Origin of the sequence: Bacteroides zhangwenhongii (genome assembly GCF_009193325.2) — a bacterium.
Lineage (GTDB): Bacteria > Bacteroidota > Bacteroidia > Bacteroidales > Bacteroidaceae > Bacteroides > Bacteroides zhangwenhongii.
The window spans coordinates 3,848,651-3,865,716 of record NZ_CP059856.1; the positions used below are offsets into that span (position 1 = coordinate 3,848,651).

Here is a 17,066-nt window from a genome sequence, read left to right on the forward strand (position 1 = left end):
CGCAAAATAATGGGTAGTTCTCTTCTTCATCGTCGTGTCTATATGCGTCAAGCGTATGCGATAGCGGCGTGGGGAGAAATTATCTATCGAGTGGATGGGTGCTTGGCTGTACCTCAATGCCGGTATTTAACGTATTCTCACGCCTTTTTCGTATGGTATTTGTCTGAACCTAAAGAAAAGCGATATGGAAACGAAATCGACAAATGAGGTAAAGGGTGATTACGACCGGGTATCGGCGAGTGAATGCCTGGGGTCGCTAATCGAGTTGCACGGGATTGTCATGGAAGACGATCTGTTCGTCATTCCCGATGCGGATGGCACGGCAGTATTATACAATGACGGGAAGATACGTTTTGACGAGATCGCCGACATCGAGGTCGGCTCGGTGTTCGTGGGCATCCTGCTCCGCAACGGCTATCTGTTCTACCTTTCCCGTACCGAACCGCTCAAGACGTGCATATACACGCATGGCGGGTGGGGTTCAATCTCTGAAATTTCTCCCCGTGGCATTGCCGGACATATCGGGCGTGAACTGCACGGGAAGCTGGGCGACCATACGGCGGTCGATTGACGGGAAACAAAAAAATCGGACGGTTGTTATCGTCCGATTTTTTTCGCGTCGTATTTTCACGGCCGTTGCCTGCCGTGTTCCCGTTTCCGCCTTTGCAGGGCGAGCAGTTGCCGCAACATGTAGGCATGGTTTTCCCCCACGGTATGCCCCGAGGGCATCAGGTAGGGACTTGCGAGGCACTCCCGGCATTGGCGTACCGCCTCTTTTAAGTCGGTAACGGTTATTTCCGCTCCCGTGATGTCTTTAATCTTTGTTTCCATTCTTGTCCTGTTTTTTTGGTTCGTACCAACTGTCCCGGTAATTTTCTCCCACGAGCGAGAAAATTCCGCTCATGCCGCTTTCAGCGGCGAAATTTTTGGCTTCCCATATACCGGAAAACTCTCCCAGCAGCCGGTAGCCGATGAATAATTTGTACTTGCGCATGATTTTATCGTTTTTCCAGGTTGATAATCGGTGTGTTCTTTTGCAGCCATTCCTTCACGCTGTCCATGTTGTATTCGGATGTGATAACCGCCGTTCGGTCGTCGATTTCGGTGAAGCGCGTAGTTTCATACCCGTCGATCCACTGCTTCAGCGTGGCAACGCCCCACACCTGCGGGTCGTCGAACATGGTGTCGAGCCGCCCGATACCCTCGCCGAAGGTTACGAGCAGCGTTTCATAGGAGATTTCCTTGTTTACTTCATTCGTTTTCATATTCTCGCTTTTTACGGGCGGCTTTTGCCGCCCCGAAATTTTTTAATCAGACAAGTTCCACTCTAACCCTGCTCATGTTCGCCCAGAACACGCCGTTGCAGTAGTAGGCGTAGCCGTTATGCCAGTTGCTCCTGCGGCGTATCACGTCCTGCTCGGGTGGTCGTATCTCGATACTCGTGGTGTAGATGTTGTGTCCCACGGTAATGACGAGGTTGCACCTTCGCCATATCTCGGAATGGGTTTTGAACCCGTTTTTCCCCTCGACGAGCGCAAGGGCCGTCTTGACTGCTTCCCGAACTTCCCAATCCCACTCCCCGAAGGGTTTGAGCGGGCGTGCCATGTAGCTTTTATAGATGATTTTCATTGTTATGTTTTTTTGTAGGGCGGCTTTCGCCGCCCCGATTTTATAATTCGACAATCCTTTCCACTCTGCCGTACAACATGGAGCGTATGCTCGTCTTGTCCACGCCCTTGTATTCCGTGTAATGCCCGTACTGCTTTACCACGAATGTTTTCAGTACATCGACAAAGTTGAAACGATACCCTAAAAGCGGAATGGAGTCCTTGAAATAGGTGTTATGGTTTACCTCACGGGTAATCCAGTCTTTCTCCTCACGGGTGAGCGTTCCCCCGTCATTGAGCCGTTTGCGTAATATGTACGCTTTTGAGCCTGCAAGGCTTTCGAGTGCGGGAACGTCCCACGACACGAATTTATATGCTATTTGGTTCATTCTATTTTGTTTTTGCGGGCGGCTTTCGCCGCCCCGATTTTTATGCTGTCATTCGTTTCCGTATAAGGGACATGTTCCCCTTCATCAGTTTCAGTATTTGCCCGTGGTATGGGGTATTCTTGTTACACACGCCACGGCTCTGCACGACCTCCATGCGTTTTAGGGACACCTCTATCGTTTCGATACGTTTGCCGTCGATTGTGGCCGAGAGTATGAGCGAGTCGGCTTTCAGATAGTATTCGTTGGTAAACACGCAGTGGTGCATGGCCTCGCCCTCCTGCCGTATGGCTTCAACGCTGTCCAATACCTTGATGCGGATTTCCCCGTCGGAAAACTCCACTCCGAAAAACCGTCCTTTGGCTTTGACAAACGAGGCTTCCTGTTCCAACGCCTTGCGCCGTTCCTCCTGCCGCCGTTCCATTTGCATGTGCCGCCGTTTTTTAGCCATGTAGAGGTCATGCGCTGCGGGCAGGTCTGCGGGACACACGAAATGGGCGTTATGCAGGTCTTTCCCGAAAAATCGCAGCAGGTCGATGTAGTCGCACCATTCCGTCGGTTTCCCGATAGCGTACCCGTTACGGATGGCGATACGGATGGCCGGCCAATAGTCTGCGATATTGCGGGAGGAACGGGCGAAAAATCGCACGAGTGCCGTTTGTCCCGCTTTAAGCAGCGTTTCGGCCTTGTTCTCCGAGAGCAGCAGGTGGATAAGGTCGAAAGGGGTTACATCGGGGAGTTGTTTACCGTAGCCGCTTCGGCGCAGTTCGGGGATAAGCCGTTGCCGGGGATAGATGCGTGTGGGCGTGATGTTGTATTTCCCGTCGTTCTCCGCCCGCAGTTCCAATGCGCTCGACCAACTCCACCCGTGAACGAAGAAGCCCATCGGGCGCAGCCGTGCGAAGGTTGCGGAGCGTCCGTCGGGGGCAATCCACCGCTGTACGGCTTCGATATGGGTGTAAACGGGCGTCTGTCCCACTTTCGCCCAACACTCGATATAGACGAAGCGCAGGACTTGAAAACCCCTGCAGCGGGTTACGATGCACAAATACTCGTAATCGTTGAACTTGCGGCGCAGGGTGGTTTCCACTTTCAGCGGGGTGTGGCAGTGCGGACACTCGCACCCTAACAGATTGTCCGTGAGTTCTCCGTTTTCGCTCTGCCACGTGTGGCCGCACTCGGTGCAGGTGATAAGTCCTTTCGGCGTGCGGCGTCCGATATGCTCGATGCAGTTCTTGTACCCCCATTCGATTTGTGCGGGGGTAAGCGGCGGCAGGTGTTTACTTGCCGCCACAACGCTCTGTTGGAATTTTGTTCTCGGTTTCATAACTAAAATAGACTGGGCATTAGTTTGTTATCTTCGATTTTCTTGGGTTTGGACTTGGCTTTCGCCAACTTGGCGTAGGCTTCGCTCTCGGCCTTCCGTATGGCGTTCCGCCGTGCCTCGACTTTTTCCTCCTCGGTCAGTTCAACGGTGTGATTGACCACTACCTTGCAACTGACGGGTTTGCCGATGTCGATGTCCTCCTCGTCGTAATAGTGGAGTGCCATAGAGTATATTTCCTCGTCGGCAAACCCGTTGCAACCGCTCTGCCGTACTTGGTTGATGATGAAAGTGCAGCAATCGTCAATGTTCTTTTTCGGGTTGGCGTATCGGGGTGCGAAAAGTTCGTCCTCCCGTGCCCGTGCGTCGAGATAGTTCTGTATCGTCAGTTTGAAATAATCTGTTCCTTGTGCCATGATTTTTTGGTATTGTGGGGCGGCGAGCCGCCCCGTGTTCAACATTTATTCGTCCTTTCCGAGAAGCCGCCGCACCTCGTCCTCTTTGGTCTTTTGGAAAATCCATCCCGCTCTCTTCTGCCCGTCATGCGTCAGCCGTGCGTTGAAGCGTCCCCCGAGTGCGTGAAGGGCGTCCTTGACGGGCTTGGTGTCCCCGAATACGGCTATCGCCTTCTCGGAATAGTCCACGATGATAAACCCGCCTTGCACGCTCGTTTCAGTGCGTTCCGCCCGTTTTTCGTCTTTCGGCTCGGGCAGACATATATTCTCCTCGTTTCCTGCGATATATGCCAGCCTGTCGATGTACCCTTCACGTGTGTAGTGGGTCAGTTTGCAGACACTCCACCCGTATTTCGGACTTTTGCCGAGCGTGAAAACGGGATAGCGGTGTTCGTTCTTGGGGTCGTATTCGGAGAGGTGCGCCGTTTGCGGGAAATTGGCCGCCGCCTTTCTCAACTCCCCGAAGCCGTTGCGGGAGGTGGCCGAAAAGCCGAGAATGACGGTACGCACGCTTCGGGTGGTCGAACACTCGTAAGAGGGGTCAGTGTATTCCGTTTCGTTGAGTTCGGCGATGATTACGCCCTGCACCCCTTCGGGCATGATGCGGCGTAACCTCTGCGCTCCTATTTCCGCTATGCGGTCATGCTCGGCTTTCTCTTTGGCGGCGGCGATGGCCTGCGCCGTGGCTTGCTCTTCCGCCTGCCCCACGAGCAAAGCCACCTCGAAAGCGTCCATGAACTCGGGGTTCACGTCGTCGTAGTACCTGCCGATACCGAATGTTTGCGAGAGGGGTCGCAGAATGTCCGTTTGGCTGATTTCCTTTGTTTCGGTATCGACCATGTGGTACACGTAGCCACGGGCGGTGTGTTCCACCTTGTAAACGACGTAACGCTTTCTGCTCGCACCCGCACCGATACCGATGATTACCTGGTTTTCCTTGACTACCTGCACCCGTGTGTCCGTGGTAGTCGCTCCGAATAATGAAATGTACTTTGTCATACCTGTAATAATTTAGAAGATGTGAGTGAATAGGAAATAGAAAAAGCCGGTTAGAGCCACGAGAGAAACAAGGCAGGAGAAAATGCCCCGCAGGATGTCATAACAGAACGTGAAGCCCAAAACGACCCAAATAAAGTCGATACCCCACACGTGGAAGCCCAAAGCCACCGCCCCGACCTTTACCGCCAACCCGACCTTTGCCTTTATGCCAAGTGGAAGGTTGGAGGATTTCTGTTTCCATTTATTTTTCTCTTCGTTTCTCATAACCTTTGACTTTTTTTTTATGCCGTAGCGGAGCCGGTATGGATGGAATCTGTTTCGGTAGCATCAAAAGGTGTCGGGGATAGCTGCTGCAAGATTTTGTCGGAAAATACGCTCGCCCGCAGGGAAAGAGGAAGATTTTGCGGCAAACCGCCCCGCGGCCCGATCTTGCAGCAGCGTGAGCCCCGTAACTACCTTTGCTACTGACAACAGATTTCCATACCGCGCTCCGCGGCATGAAAAAAAGAGAGGAAAAGGTTATGGGAGAGAAACGGGGAGAAAACGATATGCCGTGAACGCTCGCGAAAGTCGGTTCACGGCTCACCCTGCATGGAATGATAAATCGCCCGCGAACATTTCCTTTCACGGGCGATTGGCGTATCGGAGCGTGCCGATCCCGTATCGGCGGAGGATCGTTTCCGCCGGACGTGGCGCCACTCGCTGCCACTTTTAAGACGGATACGTCCATATACCACTGGCTGATAACAAGATACTGTTCATTTGTGTACTTTTGGGCATCCGGGAAACAAAAAATGAAACAGAACATGGAAATAATAAGTATGGACGTGAAGGCTTTCGACGCGCTGGCAGGGCACGTGGAAGCCATTGAAAGAAAAGCCGAGGCGTTATGCCGCAGGCAGGAGGACGTGAGTTTGAAAAAATGGCTGGACAACCAGGATGTCTGTGACGTGCTGGGGATATCGAAACGTACCCTGCAAACCTACCGGGAGAAAGGGTTGCTGCCTTTCAGCCGCATCCGTCACAAAATCTTCTACAAACCGGAAGATGTCGGGAAACTGCTGCAATCGTCGCACTATCCTAATACCGCCGCGTTATGAGCCATTATTTCATCGACAAGCACGATCCGCGTGTGGCGGATCTCTTCCGGCGTTTGGAAAAGGCCGGCAAGGCACTGGATAAACTGGAATCCTCCGGAGGCCGGACACTCAAGGGAGAGCGGTTCGTCACCGACGAGGAATTGTCCCGGCTGCTGAAAATCAGCAGGCGTACATTGCAGGAATACCGCACGGCGCGGATCATTCCCTATTATTTGATTCAGGGCAAGGTACTATACATGGAATCCGAGATACAGAAATTTCTGGAAGATTCCCGGAAGAAATGTATCGGGGGACAGGAATGGGTATAAAAGAAGAACGGCCATCACGGCCGTTCTTCTTTTTCAGTTCAATATCGTGTTCATGCCGGGGAGCTGCCAGACGACGGCGGTCGTCGTGGCCCTTCGGACAAGCCACCGTCGGAAGGCTTCGGCATTCCCGGATTTTAAGCGGAAAGCCAGCGCGGCGATCATTTCGAGCGAATACAGCTCGACAATACCGCCGTCACGGTTGCGCTCCCGGCGGTAAACCCGCTCCTCACGGAGTATGCCGCTTTTGAGTATGGAGCGGATGTTGCTCCCCACGGCAGGAACGAAGACTCCGAACAGGTCGGCAATCTGGTGGCGCGTGAGCCATACACGGTTCTCCGGCGTGTGGATTTCCACCCGCCCGTTTTCAATGCTGATAGGTTCTCTTGTCGTCATAGTCATACAAATTTATCAATTTTTGTTATACTGTTCAACCGTTTACCGTTATAATATCTGCCGTTTCCGGTTCGTCCTCCTCGTAGAGATTTATTTTCCGGCCTTTGGTCTGTTCTTTCAGACGTTTCATGTCCTCGTCCACCTTGCGGTCGGTCACTTTGGCGTAAATCTGCGTGGTGGAAATGCTCTTGTGTCCCATCATGCGGCTGACAGTTTCGATAGGCACACCCAGCGAGAGCGTGATATGTGTCCCGAAATTGTGCCTCGCCTTGTGAAAGGTCATGTCGAAGCCGTATGTCCGTCCCAGTTCTCTGGTGAGCTTGATGAGATACCCCCGGCAATAGAGGTTGAAAATCCTGTCGCTTTTACGCTCGTGGCGGTATTTCTCGATGATCTGCAACGGCACGTTCAGCAGGCGGATGGCCGAGGGCGTTTCGGTCTTCTGGCGCCGGATGTGTATCCAGTACGTTCCGTCGTCCGACTGCGTGATGTCTTTTTCGGACAAGCGTTTCAGGTCGGCGTAGGACAACCCCGTGAAGGTAGCGAAGAGAAACCAGTCCCGCACCCGCTGGAGGTTGGGTTTACCGACGGGAGTTTCCATCAGTTTTTTGAGGTCTTCGAGTTTCAAATGGCGGCTCTTGCGCCGGGGCAGTTCCGGGTGCAGCTTCCCGTAAGGGTCGCGCCGGAGTGTACCCTGACTGACAGCCCGCTTGGTCATTTTTTTCAACCGGTAAAGATGCTCGTGTACTGTCTTGGGTTTCATTTCACGATCTGTACGCAGGAATATTTCAAAATCATCGTAGAACTCCCGGTCAAGGCTCCGCAACGCTACATCCTCCTTTTCCTTCCTTTTTTTCACGAAGGAGGCTAAAATATTATAGGAGTTCTCGTAACTTTCATAAGTTTCTTCCTTGCGATCCACGCCGACACGCTTGCGGAACTCCTCGTTATGCTCGCGGAACAAGGCAAGGAGGGTGAACGGTTTCTGCCCGATTCCTTCCACGGCGTTTTTGACCAGCTCGGCCGTCACGAAACCGAGGCTTTTACGAATATGACGGTAATGTCCGGTGATTTTTTCGGTCAGTTTCTCTATTGCCTGGTTTACCGTTCGGGCGTTCTCGCTTCGTCCGTTCGCCCTTTTGGTTTCCGGATTCCAAAGCGATGGATCGACAAACGCGTTGATATTGATCGGGGCCGACTTGGCGTCGATGCTTACCTTGCATAACAATTTACATGTTCCGTCCTTGCGGACTTTCGTGCGGTTGATGTAGAACAGCAGGGAGAACGTGCTGCGGCGTTTTATCTCTTTATTATTCGTTTCCATAATCGTTGTGAATTTGATTGTCAATGATAGATTAAATAGCTACGGAGAAGCGGCCGGCAATCTTTTCCTCTAAAGACCGGGTATCCATGTCGATCTTGTCATCGGTCACTTTGGCGTAAATCTGCGTCGTGGAAATGCGGCTATGCCCCAGCATTTTACTGACGGTTTCAAGCGGGACACCATGCGAAAGCGTGATCTCGGTGGCGTAGGTATGGCGTCCGCAGTGAAAGACGAGCTTCCGTTCAATTCCGCAAATGGCGGCAATACGTTTCAGTGTCCGGTTGAGTTCGTTGTTGCTGTACATCGGCAGCAGTTTTCCTTCCGGGGCCATATCCCGGTACTTGTCGAGGATGAGCAACGGTATGTCGAGCAACGGCACTTCATAGTCGATTTTCGTCTTCTTGCGGGCGGTCTTGATCCATACCTCACCGTCCTCGGCCACTTCCAGATCCTCCGTCGTCAGGCGGCACATGTCCCCGTAAGGGATACCCGTGTAGCAGGAGAAGAGGAACAGGTCGCGGATATGGTAGAGTTTCGGGTCGTGCAGGGGTGTGGTCATCAGCCGTTGTAACTCTGCGGCGGTAAGGTATTTCTGTTCCCGCTCGGGATGTTCGGCTTCATACCCCGCGAACGGGTCGGCAGTGATAATCCCTTCCGCGATGGCTTCCCCGACAATCGTGTTCAACCGTGTGACAAGCAACACGATAGTTCCCAGGGCAAAGCGGCGCTCCGTGCGTAGGTAGAGGTCATAGTTGTCGATGAATGAACGGTTCAGGGCCGTGAAAGGAACATCCGACAACTTGTATTTCTCCTGGATGAAAGCAGCCACACAGTTACAAGCATAGCGGTAAGATTGTGCTGTTCCCTTTTCCCGGTTCACGCCGACACGTTTTTCGAAATGTTCGATGAACGTCCGGAAATAACCCAACAGGGTTTCCTGCCCGAAAGCCGTCCCCAACAACAGATTCCTTATTTCTTCAGCCGTTACATTCTCACGGGTGGCTGACAGTTCGTCATAAATGGAAATGGCTGAAGCTCGCAAATCGTCCAGTTGCCGGTTGATTTCCCGCGCGGCGTTACTTTTACCCGTGGCACGTCCGGATGCCCACAGTGCAACGGGTACGGACATTTTCGCACTAAAAGCCGCTTCTGAAAATTTGCCGACGGCAAGTTTCGCCATGACCGGGCAATGTCCCTCGTCATTCATTTCGCTCTTTTTGAGGTAGAACGTAACCGTTACATCCGTCTGTTTCATAACTCTATTTTTTTATGTTGCAAAATTACTTGATATAGAGTTATTTACAGTTATGAAAATTATAGCGGAACAAAGAATAAAACCCCGGATGCCGGTAACATAACCTGTATTTCCATGAAAAACGGAAAAAAACGGTTATCTTTACGGGCAAAATATAGGGTTCTTTGCATGGTGAACGGTAAAACCGCAGGTGGTTAAGCGTTATTTTGCCGGATTATCCGGGGCTAAAAAAGGCAACGGATAAGTAGCAAATCTTTCTCTTAACCTTTCATTATCCTGCATTTTAGCGATTTGGAAAGGTATAGAAGAATTTGGCTTAACTCTCCTCAATACCAAACACTTACTTTATTTATCCAAATTTTGCCGTTTTTTTGCGAGTTCTTCATATCTTTGTGAATAAATTGTTTTTAATAATTAGTGATTAGGACAATTTAATTAAGGTCGAAGGAATTGCCCTTTTCTTCGGCCTTACATTTTTTCTAGTCAGATGTGTCTCATAGGCGTCATATTAATTTATAAAGTTAAACATTTTAAGGTCAATCGTTCATTATCTTTTCAAAGTCTTTGCTTCGTTTCTTGTCCACTCTGATTTTAATGATTCCCTGTTCCCATGCATAGTCAATAGGTGCAGTGTCTCTCATTAAGTCAAGCGTTTGTTGTATCGTTTCGTCCATCAGGATTCCTGTAAACTTGTAGTGTTTCAACAGTTCGTCTTCGATACTTATCTGTACTTTATATTTACGTTCAAGTTTCTTTACTATACTCTCCATTGTCTCTTTTTGGATAATCCACTTAGGATCTTTCCATGATGTATATAAAAGAGTATTCACATCCTTTCGGAATTCGACCTGTATATCTTCCTTATTTTTCTTACAAATCAAAACAGTTTCATTTGGTTTTAGATAAACTTCGGGAATGTCCTGCCCTGCATCGGGTTTCACTTTTACGGAACCTCTGACTAAGGTCGTTTCCACAATATCCTCATCATCGTAGGCTTTCACATTAAAACTGGTTCCCAACACTGTTATTTCTGTTCCCTTGGCAGAAACAATAAATGGCTTCTTATCTTTCTGCACTTCCAAAAAGGCTTCTCCGTGTAGTTCAATCTTTCGCTCCTCGTTCCCAAAAGATTTTGTGTATGTAATACTACTCCCGGAATTTAATGTTACAACAGAACCGTCCGGCAGACTTAAGACAGATTTAGAGCCTAAAGGAGCATTTACCATTGTAATCCCATCTACAGCAAGACTGTCATTATGACTTCCCCATTCATAAGCAGCCCAACAGGACAGAATAAGGAGAGCAATCGCTGCTACATTTTTCCACATCATCAGATATCTTTTCTTCTGCACAGGCTGGTTGTGAGATTGTTCCTTAATAGTGCCCATGACTCTATCGTAGGCAGACTCCAGATAATTATCAGGTTTCATGTTTCGGGCAACCAATTCAACTGTGTAGACTTCTCTGAAATAACGTTTATTGTCTGGAGTTTCCAGCAGTTTTTTCAGTTCAGTCCGTTCCTCTTCTGATAATCCTTTCTCGAAAAAAGAAGATACCAGTTCATTTATTCTATCTATGTTATTATTTTCTTGCATATATATTAAAGACGATGTAAGTTAGAAAAAGGGTGGTTCTAAATCTGAAAAAAAATAAAGATTAGTAAGATTCCCAGTTTTTTTCTTAAAATAAGAATCGCTTCACGCAGATTAGATTTTACTGTATTTACAGAAATATCCATCTTTTGAGCAATCTCGCTATATTTGAGTTTTTCGAAACTTCTAAGTTTTAAAGTCTCCTGATAACGTTGTGGAAGTTCACTTATTGCAGCAGTAATGCGGGATTCATCTTCTTGAGAAATAAGATATTCTAATGGATTCTCATCCAAATCAGCCAGCGTATGGCATTCTTCCACCGGAAAAAAATCTTTCTGGACCCGCAGATAATCAATACAGGCATTTTTCACCGTTTGCAGCAGGTATCTTCTCATCGCAAGTTCCTGAATATTCTCCATATTCGCCCACAACTTGACGAAAGACTCGCTAACGATATCTTCTACAATGCATGTGTCTTGCACATATCCACAAGCAAAATAATAGAGTTCTTTGTAGTATTGAGTAAAAAAGGATTTAAACTTCTCTTCCTTTATCCAATCCGCACTTTTTCCCATTCCAGTAAATGACTTAAAGTTCAACATGAGTCCGTGATGGGAGCAAAGTTACTTAAATATATTATTTAGAGAACATTTCACATATTTTTTTGCTATAAGCAAACATAATCAACCATAAACAAACATTACCAACAGTCAGAGATTTCTTAATGTCCTTAACTTACTATCCCTCCAAAAATAAAGTTCTCCTATCCCCAAATATACCCGAAGATATATTTCAGACAGGAGAACCACCATAATAGACAAAACAATAGTCTGTCCCTTTCTTATATTGTTCTTAAAATCCCTCTCTAAAGTTTTTTGATAGAGAAATCGGCAAAACGGATTTCCTCGTCACGCAACCGATCTTGCCAACTCCGGTTCTCACCCAAATAACGGTAGATACCCCATTTGGGACGAAGTCCGGTACAATCCGTACGCCACATATCCATTTTTTCAGGACCTAGTTTTAAAAGAACTTTTCCATCTTTGATACGTGTGATGATCACTTCATAAGAACCGTTCTCACCGAAACAGGCTTTTTCTTCTACCTCTACCCAGTTGCCTAGAAAATCAACAAGGTCTGTACTAATAAGGGTAGTAGTGCTTCCACCACGTTTATCATAACGTACCCGCAATTGTTGTCCCCCTTTGCTGTTAGAATAGGCAGTCAGAGTGATAAGAGGAGAACTGACATCTGCTGTGCCCGACGAGTTATCAATACCTTTCAACTGGTGAAGATGAGAAAATTTAGTCGTCGTTTGAAACCCTATCGGCAAACAGAATTTCCAACGAAATACCATAGCCTCTCCCTTTTGTCCGATAAGACTTTCCGGAGATTTGTTATCCGTCTTTATCTCATTGCGCTGACGGTCAGTAATATTTGTAAGCCCACGATCATCATCGATCGTAGCATGAATGAAGAAAGCAAATACATACTTATTCAACTGATTATCATAAACCTGCTGAATATGCTGAAAATGAGCGGTCTTATGTTCACGTGAAGAATCAGGCGCTTCATGGTTATATCCCGAACGTTTAATCAAGTCATATGTTTTTATACTATTGCCGTCAGCAATCAATGTACCATCCACCTGCTGTTCAGGTTTCGGTTGTTCTTTCTCGTCTATCACTTCCGATGAACTGTTGGAGCAGGCGATAAAAGCAAAAAGGGCTAAAAATAAGATTCCTTTTCTCATTTGGACTTATTTAACATGGTCAGTCAGGAAATCTACCGATTTGAAGAAAATCTCTTCCATTTTATCAGAAGTCTTTGAACTGACATTATGGTCATAATATTCATATCTCAACAGTTCACAGACTCCCCCTCTTTTCTTTAAAGCCGATGCAAATATCTCGCTCTGCTCACATTCTACCGTAACATCACATGTACCACATACCAACATGGAAGCAGGTACATTCTTTTTGGGAATCAGGTTGACAGGAGATACTTCCCGAAGTACTTTAGGATCCCTGCCACAGAAATATCCAATACGCTGAGGGTCTTTCGTCTTTTGAATGATAGCCGCCTTTTCCAAATCATAAATACCGGAGTAACCAACGAAGGCCTTCGTTCCGGGTACAGTCATTGCAGCTACCGCAGCCAAATGAGCACCGGCGGAAGTTCCCAGAAAGCCAAAGCATTCAGGATTGATATTCAGCTCTGCAGCATGTTCCCGTATATATTTCACAGCATCCCAAACATCTTGGATAGAAACTTTCACGGTTGCATCAGATTGCGGAGCCAATGTATAAGATACACGTACACCAGTGATCCCCTTTTGTTTTGCTAAATATTGGGATAAAGATCTAGACGAACCGTTATTGCCCCGTGCCCATCCACCACCGTGGAGATAAACTACAAAAGGAGCAGGGTTATCAGTTTCTGCAAAATCAACTGTCAGTATCAGCTCATAATCTTCATACTTTTTGTAAACAATGTCTTTTGTAATTACTCCTTTATAATCCTTGCTTTTCAAGCGGTTTGCCTGGTAAGTATAAGGAGTCATTACATCAGGAATTGTATTCACATCAATAAGTTTCGCATATTTCTTTGCATATAGCAACGAATAAGAGCCATCTTCGTTCTGCTTCATCTTCATACCATAACGATTGGAAAACTGTTGTGGTTGAGTTTCCTGAGCAAGACAAAGAAACGGCAGCATACACAAATAAAAAAACAATTTCAATTTCATGTTATCACTTAATATTAGGTGAGGATAAATTATGTCTTCTAACTCTATTTCTTCTTCAAAATCAGATACGGTATCGTTTCCACATCAGATGTACTGTATTTCAAGCCAATACGCTTTGCCGTATCAATATACTTTTGATTGCCCAATGCTGTTCCTGCTTCATAAAGAAGAATAGCTGCACGAGACTGGTCGAAAGGTTTAATTTGTTTGAATTTCCAACTTTCAGGATTCAGATAGTAGGGATATAGATAATCCACTGCCTGTGAAGCCACTTTTCCATTGGGAGCAGGCGTACTCCATAAATTAATACCAATTTGACTGGTGATTTGATTAGCTTCCATCAAAGCTTCCAAAGCGAAAGTTGAATAATGTAAAGAGAGAGTACGTTTCAACTCTTGGGGTAATGAGCCATCATCAGCAATCTGTGTACCCATCTTGGGAAGAATACTTTGTTCAGCCACCTCACGAATACGGTCGGTACGGTCTAAGTAGGCCAATACCATCAGATGAATAGCTTCGTACCACAAGCCATGATTATTGGCTGCATGAGATTCTCTTTGCCCTTGCGTACTGTTCTCCATCCAATAACAAAAAGCGGTGGCCCAGTCATCAAGCTTTTTCTTATCTGAGAGTGTCCAACTTTTAGAGCCCTCTATCAATCGGGCAACACCCAATGCACGGCTAAAACGACGAGAGTCGATAAAGCCTGAACCCCGCATATTTTTCATACCCGGCACGGATTGTGCATAAGTCATATTGGGATTCATACCCAGTTTCGGGTCTGTGAACCATATCTTTAAATGAACAGCACATGCTTTGGCGTAGACTTCTTTTCCTGTTATATAATAGAGCACTCCCAGACAGTAAGCGGCATCACCGAAGCGATTGGCATTCTCACGTTCAGGATATTCATAAACTTCGGGATTACGTTCCCCATCTTTTCGGATATAGGGAAGTCCATCCGTTTTTGTAGAGTCAGGCCACCAATAGGGAGATAAGGTCATATAATCCCGTGGATCTTTGCTAGGAGGCAATTTCTTTTTGGCGGTCACCGATAAAGGAGTCATCTTTATATATTTCTCCGCTACCTTTTCCTGAAATTCGATGTACCGGACAACATCCTTGTCGCCTTTCTGATAGTCATTCTTTAGCTGTTCAAGTAATGTCGCATTAAACGGCCCCAACGGAGCAGCATTCAGTATTCCCCAACAGAGGCATACAGCCCACATGGCAAAGATTCGTCTCATAACTATTATCTTTAAAGTAGGTAAGTAGTCGGGCAGTTAATTGCCACCCGACTGCCATTAATTTTTGAATCAGTCATTCTTCTTTAAGAGAAGAAACAACCACCGTTAATATCAATGTTCGTACCTGTCAGGTAAGAAGACTCAGAACAAGCAAGGAAGCAAATCAAGTCTGCAACTTCTTCAGCAGTTCCTTCACGACGCAATGCGTAAGAAGCTTTCATACGTTCGCGATTCTCCGGTGTATTGAAACGATCGTGGAAAGAAGTAGCAATCGTACCCGGGCAAACCGCATTACAACGGATACCTTGTGGACCAAGTTCCTTTGCCATAGAACGAGTAAATGTCATCACCGCCCCCTTCGCTGTTGCATACATGGAAGCTCCGTTACCTCCACCATCGCGTGCAGCCAATGAAGAAAAGTTAATGATGGAACCACCTGCCGACATCATTGGAACTACTTCACGAGTACAGAGGAATACGGAACGCATATTGACATCCATCAGGAAATCATACCAAGCTTCATCTTGCTCAGTAATCTTTTTACGGCCTACAATTCCACCTACGACATTTACCAATACATCTACCTTGTCACCAAAAGCCTTATTACACTCTGCGAAAAGATTCTTTACCGCTGCAGCTTTTGTCATATCACCCTGAACTGCGATAGCTTCACCACCAACATTCTTAATCAACGCCAGTGTTTCCTGTGCATCGGCTTCATTGTCGAAATAATTCAAACAAACTTTAGCACCTTCTGCTGCCAATTTCACTGATATTGCGCGACCAAGATCGCGTGCACCACCTGTCACGATAGCGACTTTACCTTCTAATTTCATAATCGTCTTGTTTTTAAAATACGTTTATTTTTCTATTTGTTTAATCTCTCCTACTGTTAGGAAAATGGAGCACAACGACAGCGGCACCAAAGCTCCCAACAAGCTGAATAATAATATCCAATTCGTAATATAACTGGCAAAAAGTATTGCCAGAATAGTTCCTAATACTGCCGAAGCACCCCCTAGTCCCGCCAAAGAGCCCACAGACTTACCACTATGTAAATCGCTCGGTATAGTCTGTAAATTCGTCATGAAGAACTGAAAACCTCCTAATACCAAAGCCATAAAGATGATAGCAACAGGAGCCGTAGTAGACATGATTGCCGCCAAAATAGACGGAATTATGATAAACCCGCCAAGCAACATAGCCGCTTTACGGGCATAATTCACTGTATGTCCCCGGTTTATCAACCAACCGGAATACCAACCACCGGCAATACTTCCCAATGCCGCACCCACATAAGGTACCCAAGCAGAAAATGCCACTTCTTTAATATTCAGATGAAATACATCTGCCAGATAAAGCGGTAAGAACGTCACAAACATCCACCAAATTGGGTCAAGGAAGAATCGTCCCAGAATAACAGACCAGTTCTTTCTCACCCGAAGCAGTTCTCCCCAACTCTTTCCTTTTTCTTCGGTTTTCAACTCCTTTTCAGGCTGACCACTCAAGATATAAGTCCGTTCTTCCTCCGTAATCCAAGGATGCTTCTTCGGTCCTTCTTTATTGATAATCAGCCAAGGGACCAACCAAATCAGCCCTAATCCACCGACTACAACAAATGTCAGCTTCCATCCAAAGGCAATGAACAGCATCAGGATAATAATCGGTGCCAGAATAGAACCTATGGAAGCTGCCGCTCCAAACAATCCCTGTGCAAAAGCACGTTCTTTCTGTGGGAACCACTCAGCATTACTTTTTGTCGTACCAGGCCACGGACCTGCTTCACCCAATCCGAGCATCATCCGGAAAAAAGTCAGCGAGAAGATCCCCCTGGAAAGAGAAGCCAAGGCATCTGCCGTACCCCATATCAACACACTCCAGAAAAAACCTTTCCGGCATCCAATCTTATCGTACAGTTTCCCGGAAACAAGCTGGCTGATACCGTATGCTATCATAAAGAAAATAGTAATCAGACCGAGAATATCTTTCGCTTGTTGTGAAGCGTCGGGATCATTACGATCTATTAAGCCGAGATCGATAGCGATACCTTCGCGATTGGTCACAAACGTAACTCCATTTTTCTCCTTCATCTGTACGTTGGCTACACTGACCGAGTCACGATTTCCGTTTGCAGCCGTCAAGATATATTGCTCTCCTGCCAAAACAGCATGATTGCCTTTATCTGCCAATGCATCCGTTTGAGAAACCAAGCGATAATCAATATTAGCCACCCACATATAGTTGAGCGTGCCTCTATCCAGGTAATTGATAATGGTTATCAACATGATTAATCCGATAACCATCCATCGGAGTCCTTTCACTTTCAT

The 17,066-nt window shown here is 47.0% G+C and carries 22 protein-coding genes; 3 read left to right on the plus strand and 19 right to left on the minus strand.

The genetic code is table 11. From position 1 onward, the window contains the following. The first annotated feature begins 184 nt into the window (after window positions 1–184). Window positions 185–571: a hypothetical protein gene (locus GD630_RS15445; RefSeq protein WP_004295441.1), complete on the plus strand. Its 387-nt coding sequence runs from the start codon at window positions 185–187 to the stop codon at window positions 569–571. A gap of 56 nt (window positions 572–627) precedes the next feature. On the opposite strand, the gene GD630_RS15450 is transcribed toward GD630_RS15445, so the two are convergent. From GD630_RS15450 to GD630_RS15490, 9 genes are read right to left on the minus strand one after another with little or no spacing between them, the layout of a single operon-like run. After that, window positions 628–831, minus strand: coding sequence for a hypothetical protein (locus tag GD630_RS15450; RefSeq protein WP_004295440.1), 204 nt, complete (start codon window positions 829–831; stop codon window positions 628–630). Further along, entirely contained in the window at window positions 815–994 is a 180-nt protein-coding gene (locus GD630_RS15455) for a hypothetical protein (protein WP_004295439.1), read from the minus strand. The genes GD630_RS15450 and GD630_RS15455 overlap by 17 nt, the downstream gene beginning before the upstream one ends. Window positions 995–998: 4 nt before the next feature. Continuing rightward, window positions 999–1,265, minus strand: a complete 267-nt coding sequence (locus tag GD630_RS15460) for a DUF6956 domain-containing protein (protein WP_004303780.1) — start codon at window positions 1,263–1,265, stop codon at window positions 999–1,001. 46 nt (window positions 1,266–1,311) lie between these two features. Continuing rightward, window positions 1,312–1,629, minus strand: coding sequence for a hypothetical protein (locus GD630_RS15465; RefSeq protein ID WP_004295436.1), 318 nt, complete (start codon window positions 1,627–1,629; stop codon window positions 1,312–1,314). A gap of 40 nt (window positions 1,630–1,669) precedes the next feature. Continuing rightward, a complete protein-coding gene (locus GD630_RS15470; RefSeq protein WP_004295437.1) occupies window positions 1,670–1,996 on the minus strand; it encodes a hypothetical protein in 327 nt (108 codons plus the stop codon). A 40-nt stretch (window positions 1,997–2,036) separates the two neighbouring features. Beyond that, the gene (locus GD630_RS15475; RefSeq protein WP_143868131.1) at window positions 2,037–3,320 is read right to left on the minus strand and encodes a PcfJ domain-containing protein; all 1,284 of its coding nucleotides are present in this window, start codon (window positions 3,318–3,320) and stop codon (window positions 2,037–2,039) included. Window positions 3,321–3,322: 2 nt separating this feature from the next. Beyond that, window positions 3,323–3,733 carry a PcfK-like family protein gene (locus GD630_RS15480; RefSeq protein WP_234258972.1) on the minus strand — a complete coding sequence of 137 codons (411 nt, stop codon included), beginning with the start codon at window positions 3,731–3,733 and terminating at the stop codon, window positions 3,323–3,325. A 45-nt stretch (window positions 3,734–3,778) separates the two neighbouring features. Beyond that, window positions 3,779–4,771, minus strand: a complete 993-nt coding sequence (locus GD630_RS15485) for a hypothetical protein (protein WP_007559037.1) — start codon at window positions 4,769–4,771, stop codon at window positions 3,779–3,781. Window positions 4,772–4,783: 12 nt separating this feature from the next. After that, entirely contained in the window at window positions 4,784–5,035 is a 252-nt protein-coding gene (locus tag GD630_RS15490; RefSeq protein WP_004303766.1) for a hypothetical protein, read from the minus strand. A 542-nt stretch (window positions 5,036–5,577) separates the two neighbouring features. Here GD630_RS15490 and GD630_RS15495 point away from each other — a divergent pair. Then, on the plus strand, window positions 5,578–5,871 hold the full coding sequence (locus GD630_RS15495) for a helix-turn-helix domain-containing protein (protein WP_004319131.1): 294 nt from the start codon (window positions 5,578–5,580) through the stop codon (window positions 5,869–5,871). Then, window positions 5,868–6,179: a helix-turn-helix domain-containing protein gene (locus GD630_RS15500; RefSeq protein WP_004295430.1), complete on the plus strand. Its 312-nt coding sequence runs from the start codon at window positions 5,868–5,870 to the stop codon at window positions 6,177–6,179. Before GD630_RS15495 ends, GD630_RS15500 begins: the two co-directional genes overlap by 4 nt. 33 nt (window positions 6,180–6,212) lie before the next feature. Here the strand turns inward: GD630_RS15500 and GD630_RS15505 are convergent, their stop codons facing one another. The 10 genes from GD630_RS15505 to GD630_RS15550 all read right to left on the minus strand — a co-directional run bounded on the left by GD630_RS15505 (window position 6,213) and on the right by GD630_RS15550 (window position 17,066). Then, window positions 6,213–6,578, minus strand: coding sequence for a hypothetical protein (locus GD630_RS15505; RefSeq protein WP_007559043.1), 366 nt, complete (start codon window positions 6,576–6,578; stop codon window positions 6,213–6,215). A 28-nt stretch (window positions 6,579–6,606) separates the two neighbouring features. Further along, on the minus strand, window positions 6,607–7,896 hold the full coding sequence (locus GD630_RS15510; protein WP_007568639.1) for a site-specific integrase: 1,290 nt from the start codon (window positions 7,894–7,896) through the stop codon (window positions 6,607–6,609). 31 nt (window positions 7,897–7,927) lie between these two features. Further along, a complete protein-coding gene (locus tag GD630_RS15515) occupies window positions 7,928–9,151 on the minus strand; it encodes a site-specific integrase (protein WP_117507176.1) in 1,224 nt (407 codons plus the stop codon). Between the two features lie 536 nt (window positions 9,152–9,687). Next, window positions 9,688–10,746: a FecR family protein gene (locus GD630_RS15520; RefSeq protein WP_143868129.1), complete on the minus strand. Its 1,059-nt coding sequence runs from the start codon at window positions 10,744–10,746 to the stop codon at window positions 9,688–9,690. A gap of 38 nt (window positions 10,747–10,784) precedes the next feature. Continuing rightward, window positions 10,785–11,318, minus strand: a complete 534-nt coding sequence (locus GD630_RS15525; protein ID WP_182505635.1) for an RNA polymerase sigma factor — start codon at window positions 11,316–11,318, stop codon at window positions 10,785–10,787. A 290-nt stretch (window positions 11,319–11,608) separates the two neighbouring features. After that, window positions 11,609–12,496 carry a hypothetical protein gene (locus GD630_RS15530; RefSeq protein WP_143868126.1) on the minus strand — a complete coding sequence of 296 codons (888 nt, stop codon included), beginning with the start codon at window positions 12,494–12,496 and terminating at the stop codon, window positions 11,609–11,611. Window positions 12,497–12,502: 6 nt separating this feature from the next. Continuing rightward, window positions 12,503–13,492 (minus strand): alpha/beta hydrolase, encoded by a 990-nt coding sequence (locus GD630_RS15535; protein WP_143868125.1) that lies wholly within the window; start codon window positions 13,490–13,492, stop codon window positions 12,503–12,505. A 44-nt stretch (window positions 13,493–13,536) separates the two neighbouring features. Then, on the minus strand, window positions 13,537–14,739 hold the full coding sequence (locus GD630_RS15540; RefSeq protein ID WP_143868124.1) for an alginate lyase family protein: 1,203 nt from the start codon (window positions 14,737–14,739) through the stop codon (window positions 13,537–13,539). A gap of 83 nt (window positions 14,740–14,822) precedes the next feature. After that, complete coding sequence (locus GD630_RS15545; protein ID WP_143868123.1) at window positions 14,823–15,575, minus strand: SDR family NAD(P)-dependent oxidoreductase; 753 nt, start codon at window positions 15,573–15,575, stop codon at window positions 14,823–14,825. A gap of 24 nt (window positions 15,576–15,599) precedes the next feature. Then, a complete protein-coding gene (locus tag GD630_RS15550; RefSeq protein ID WP_143868121.1) occupies window positions 15,600–17,066 on the minus strand; it encodes an MFS transporter in 1,467 nt (488 codons plus the stop codon).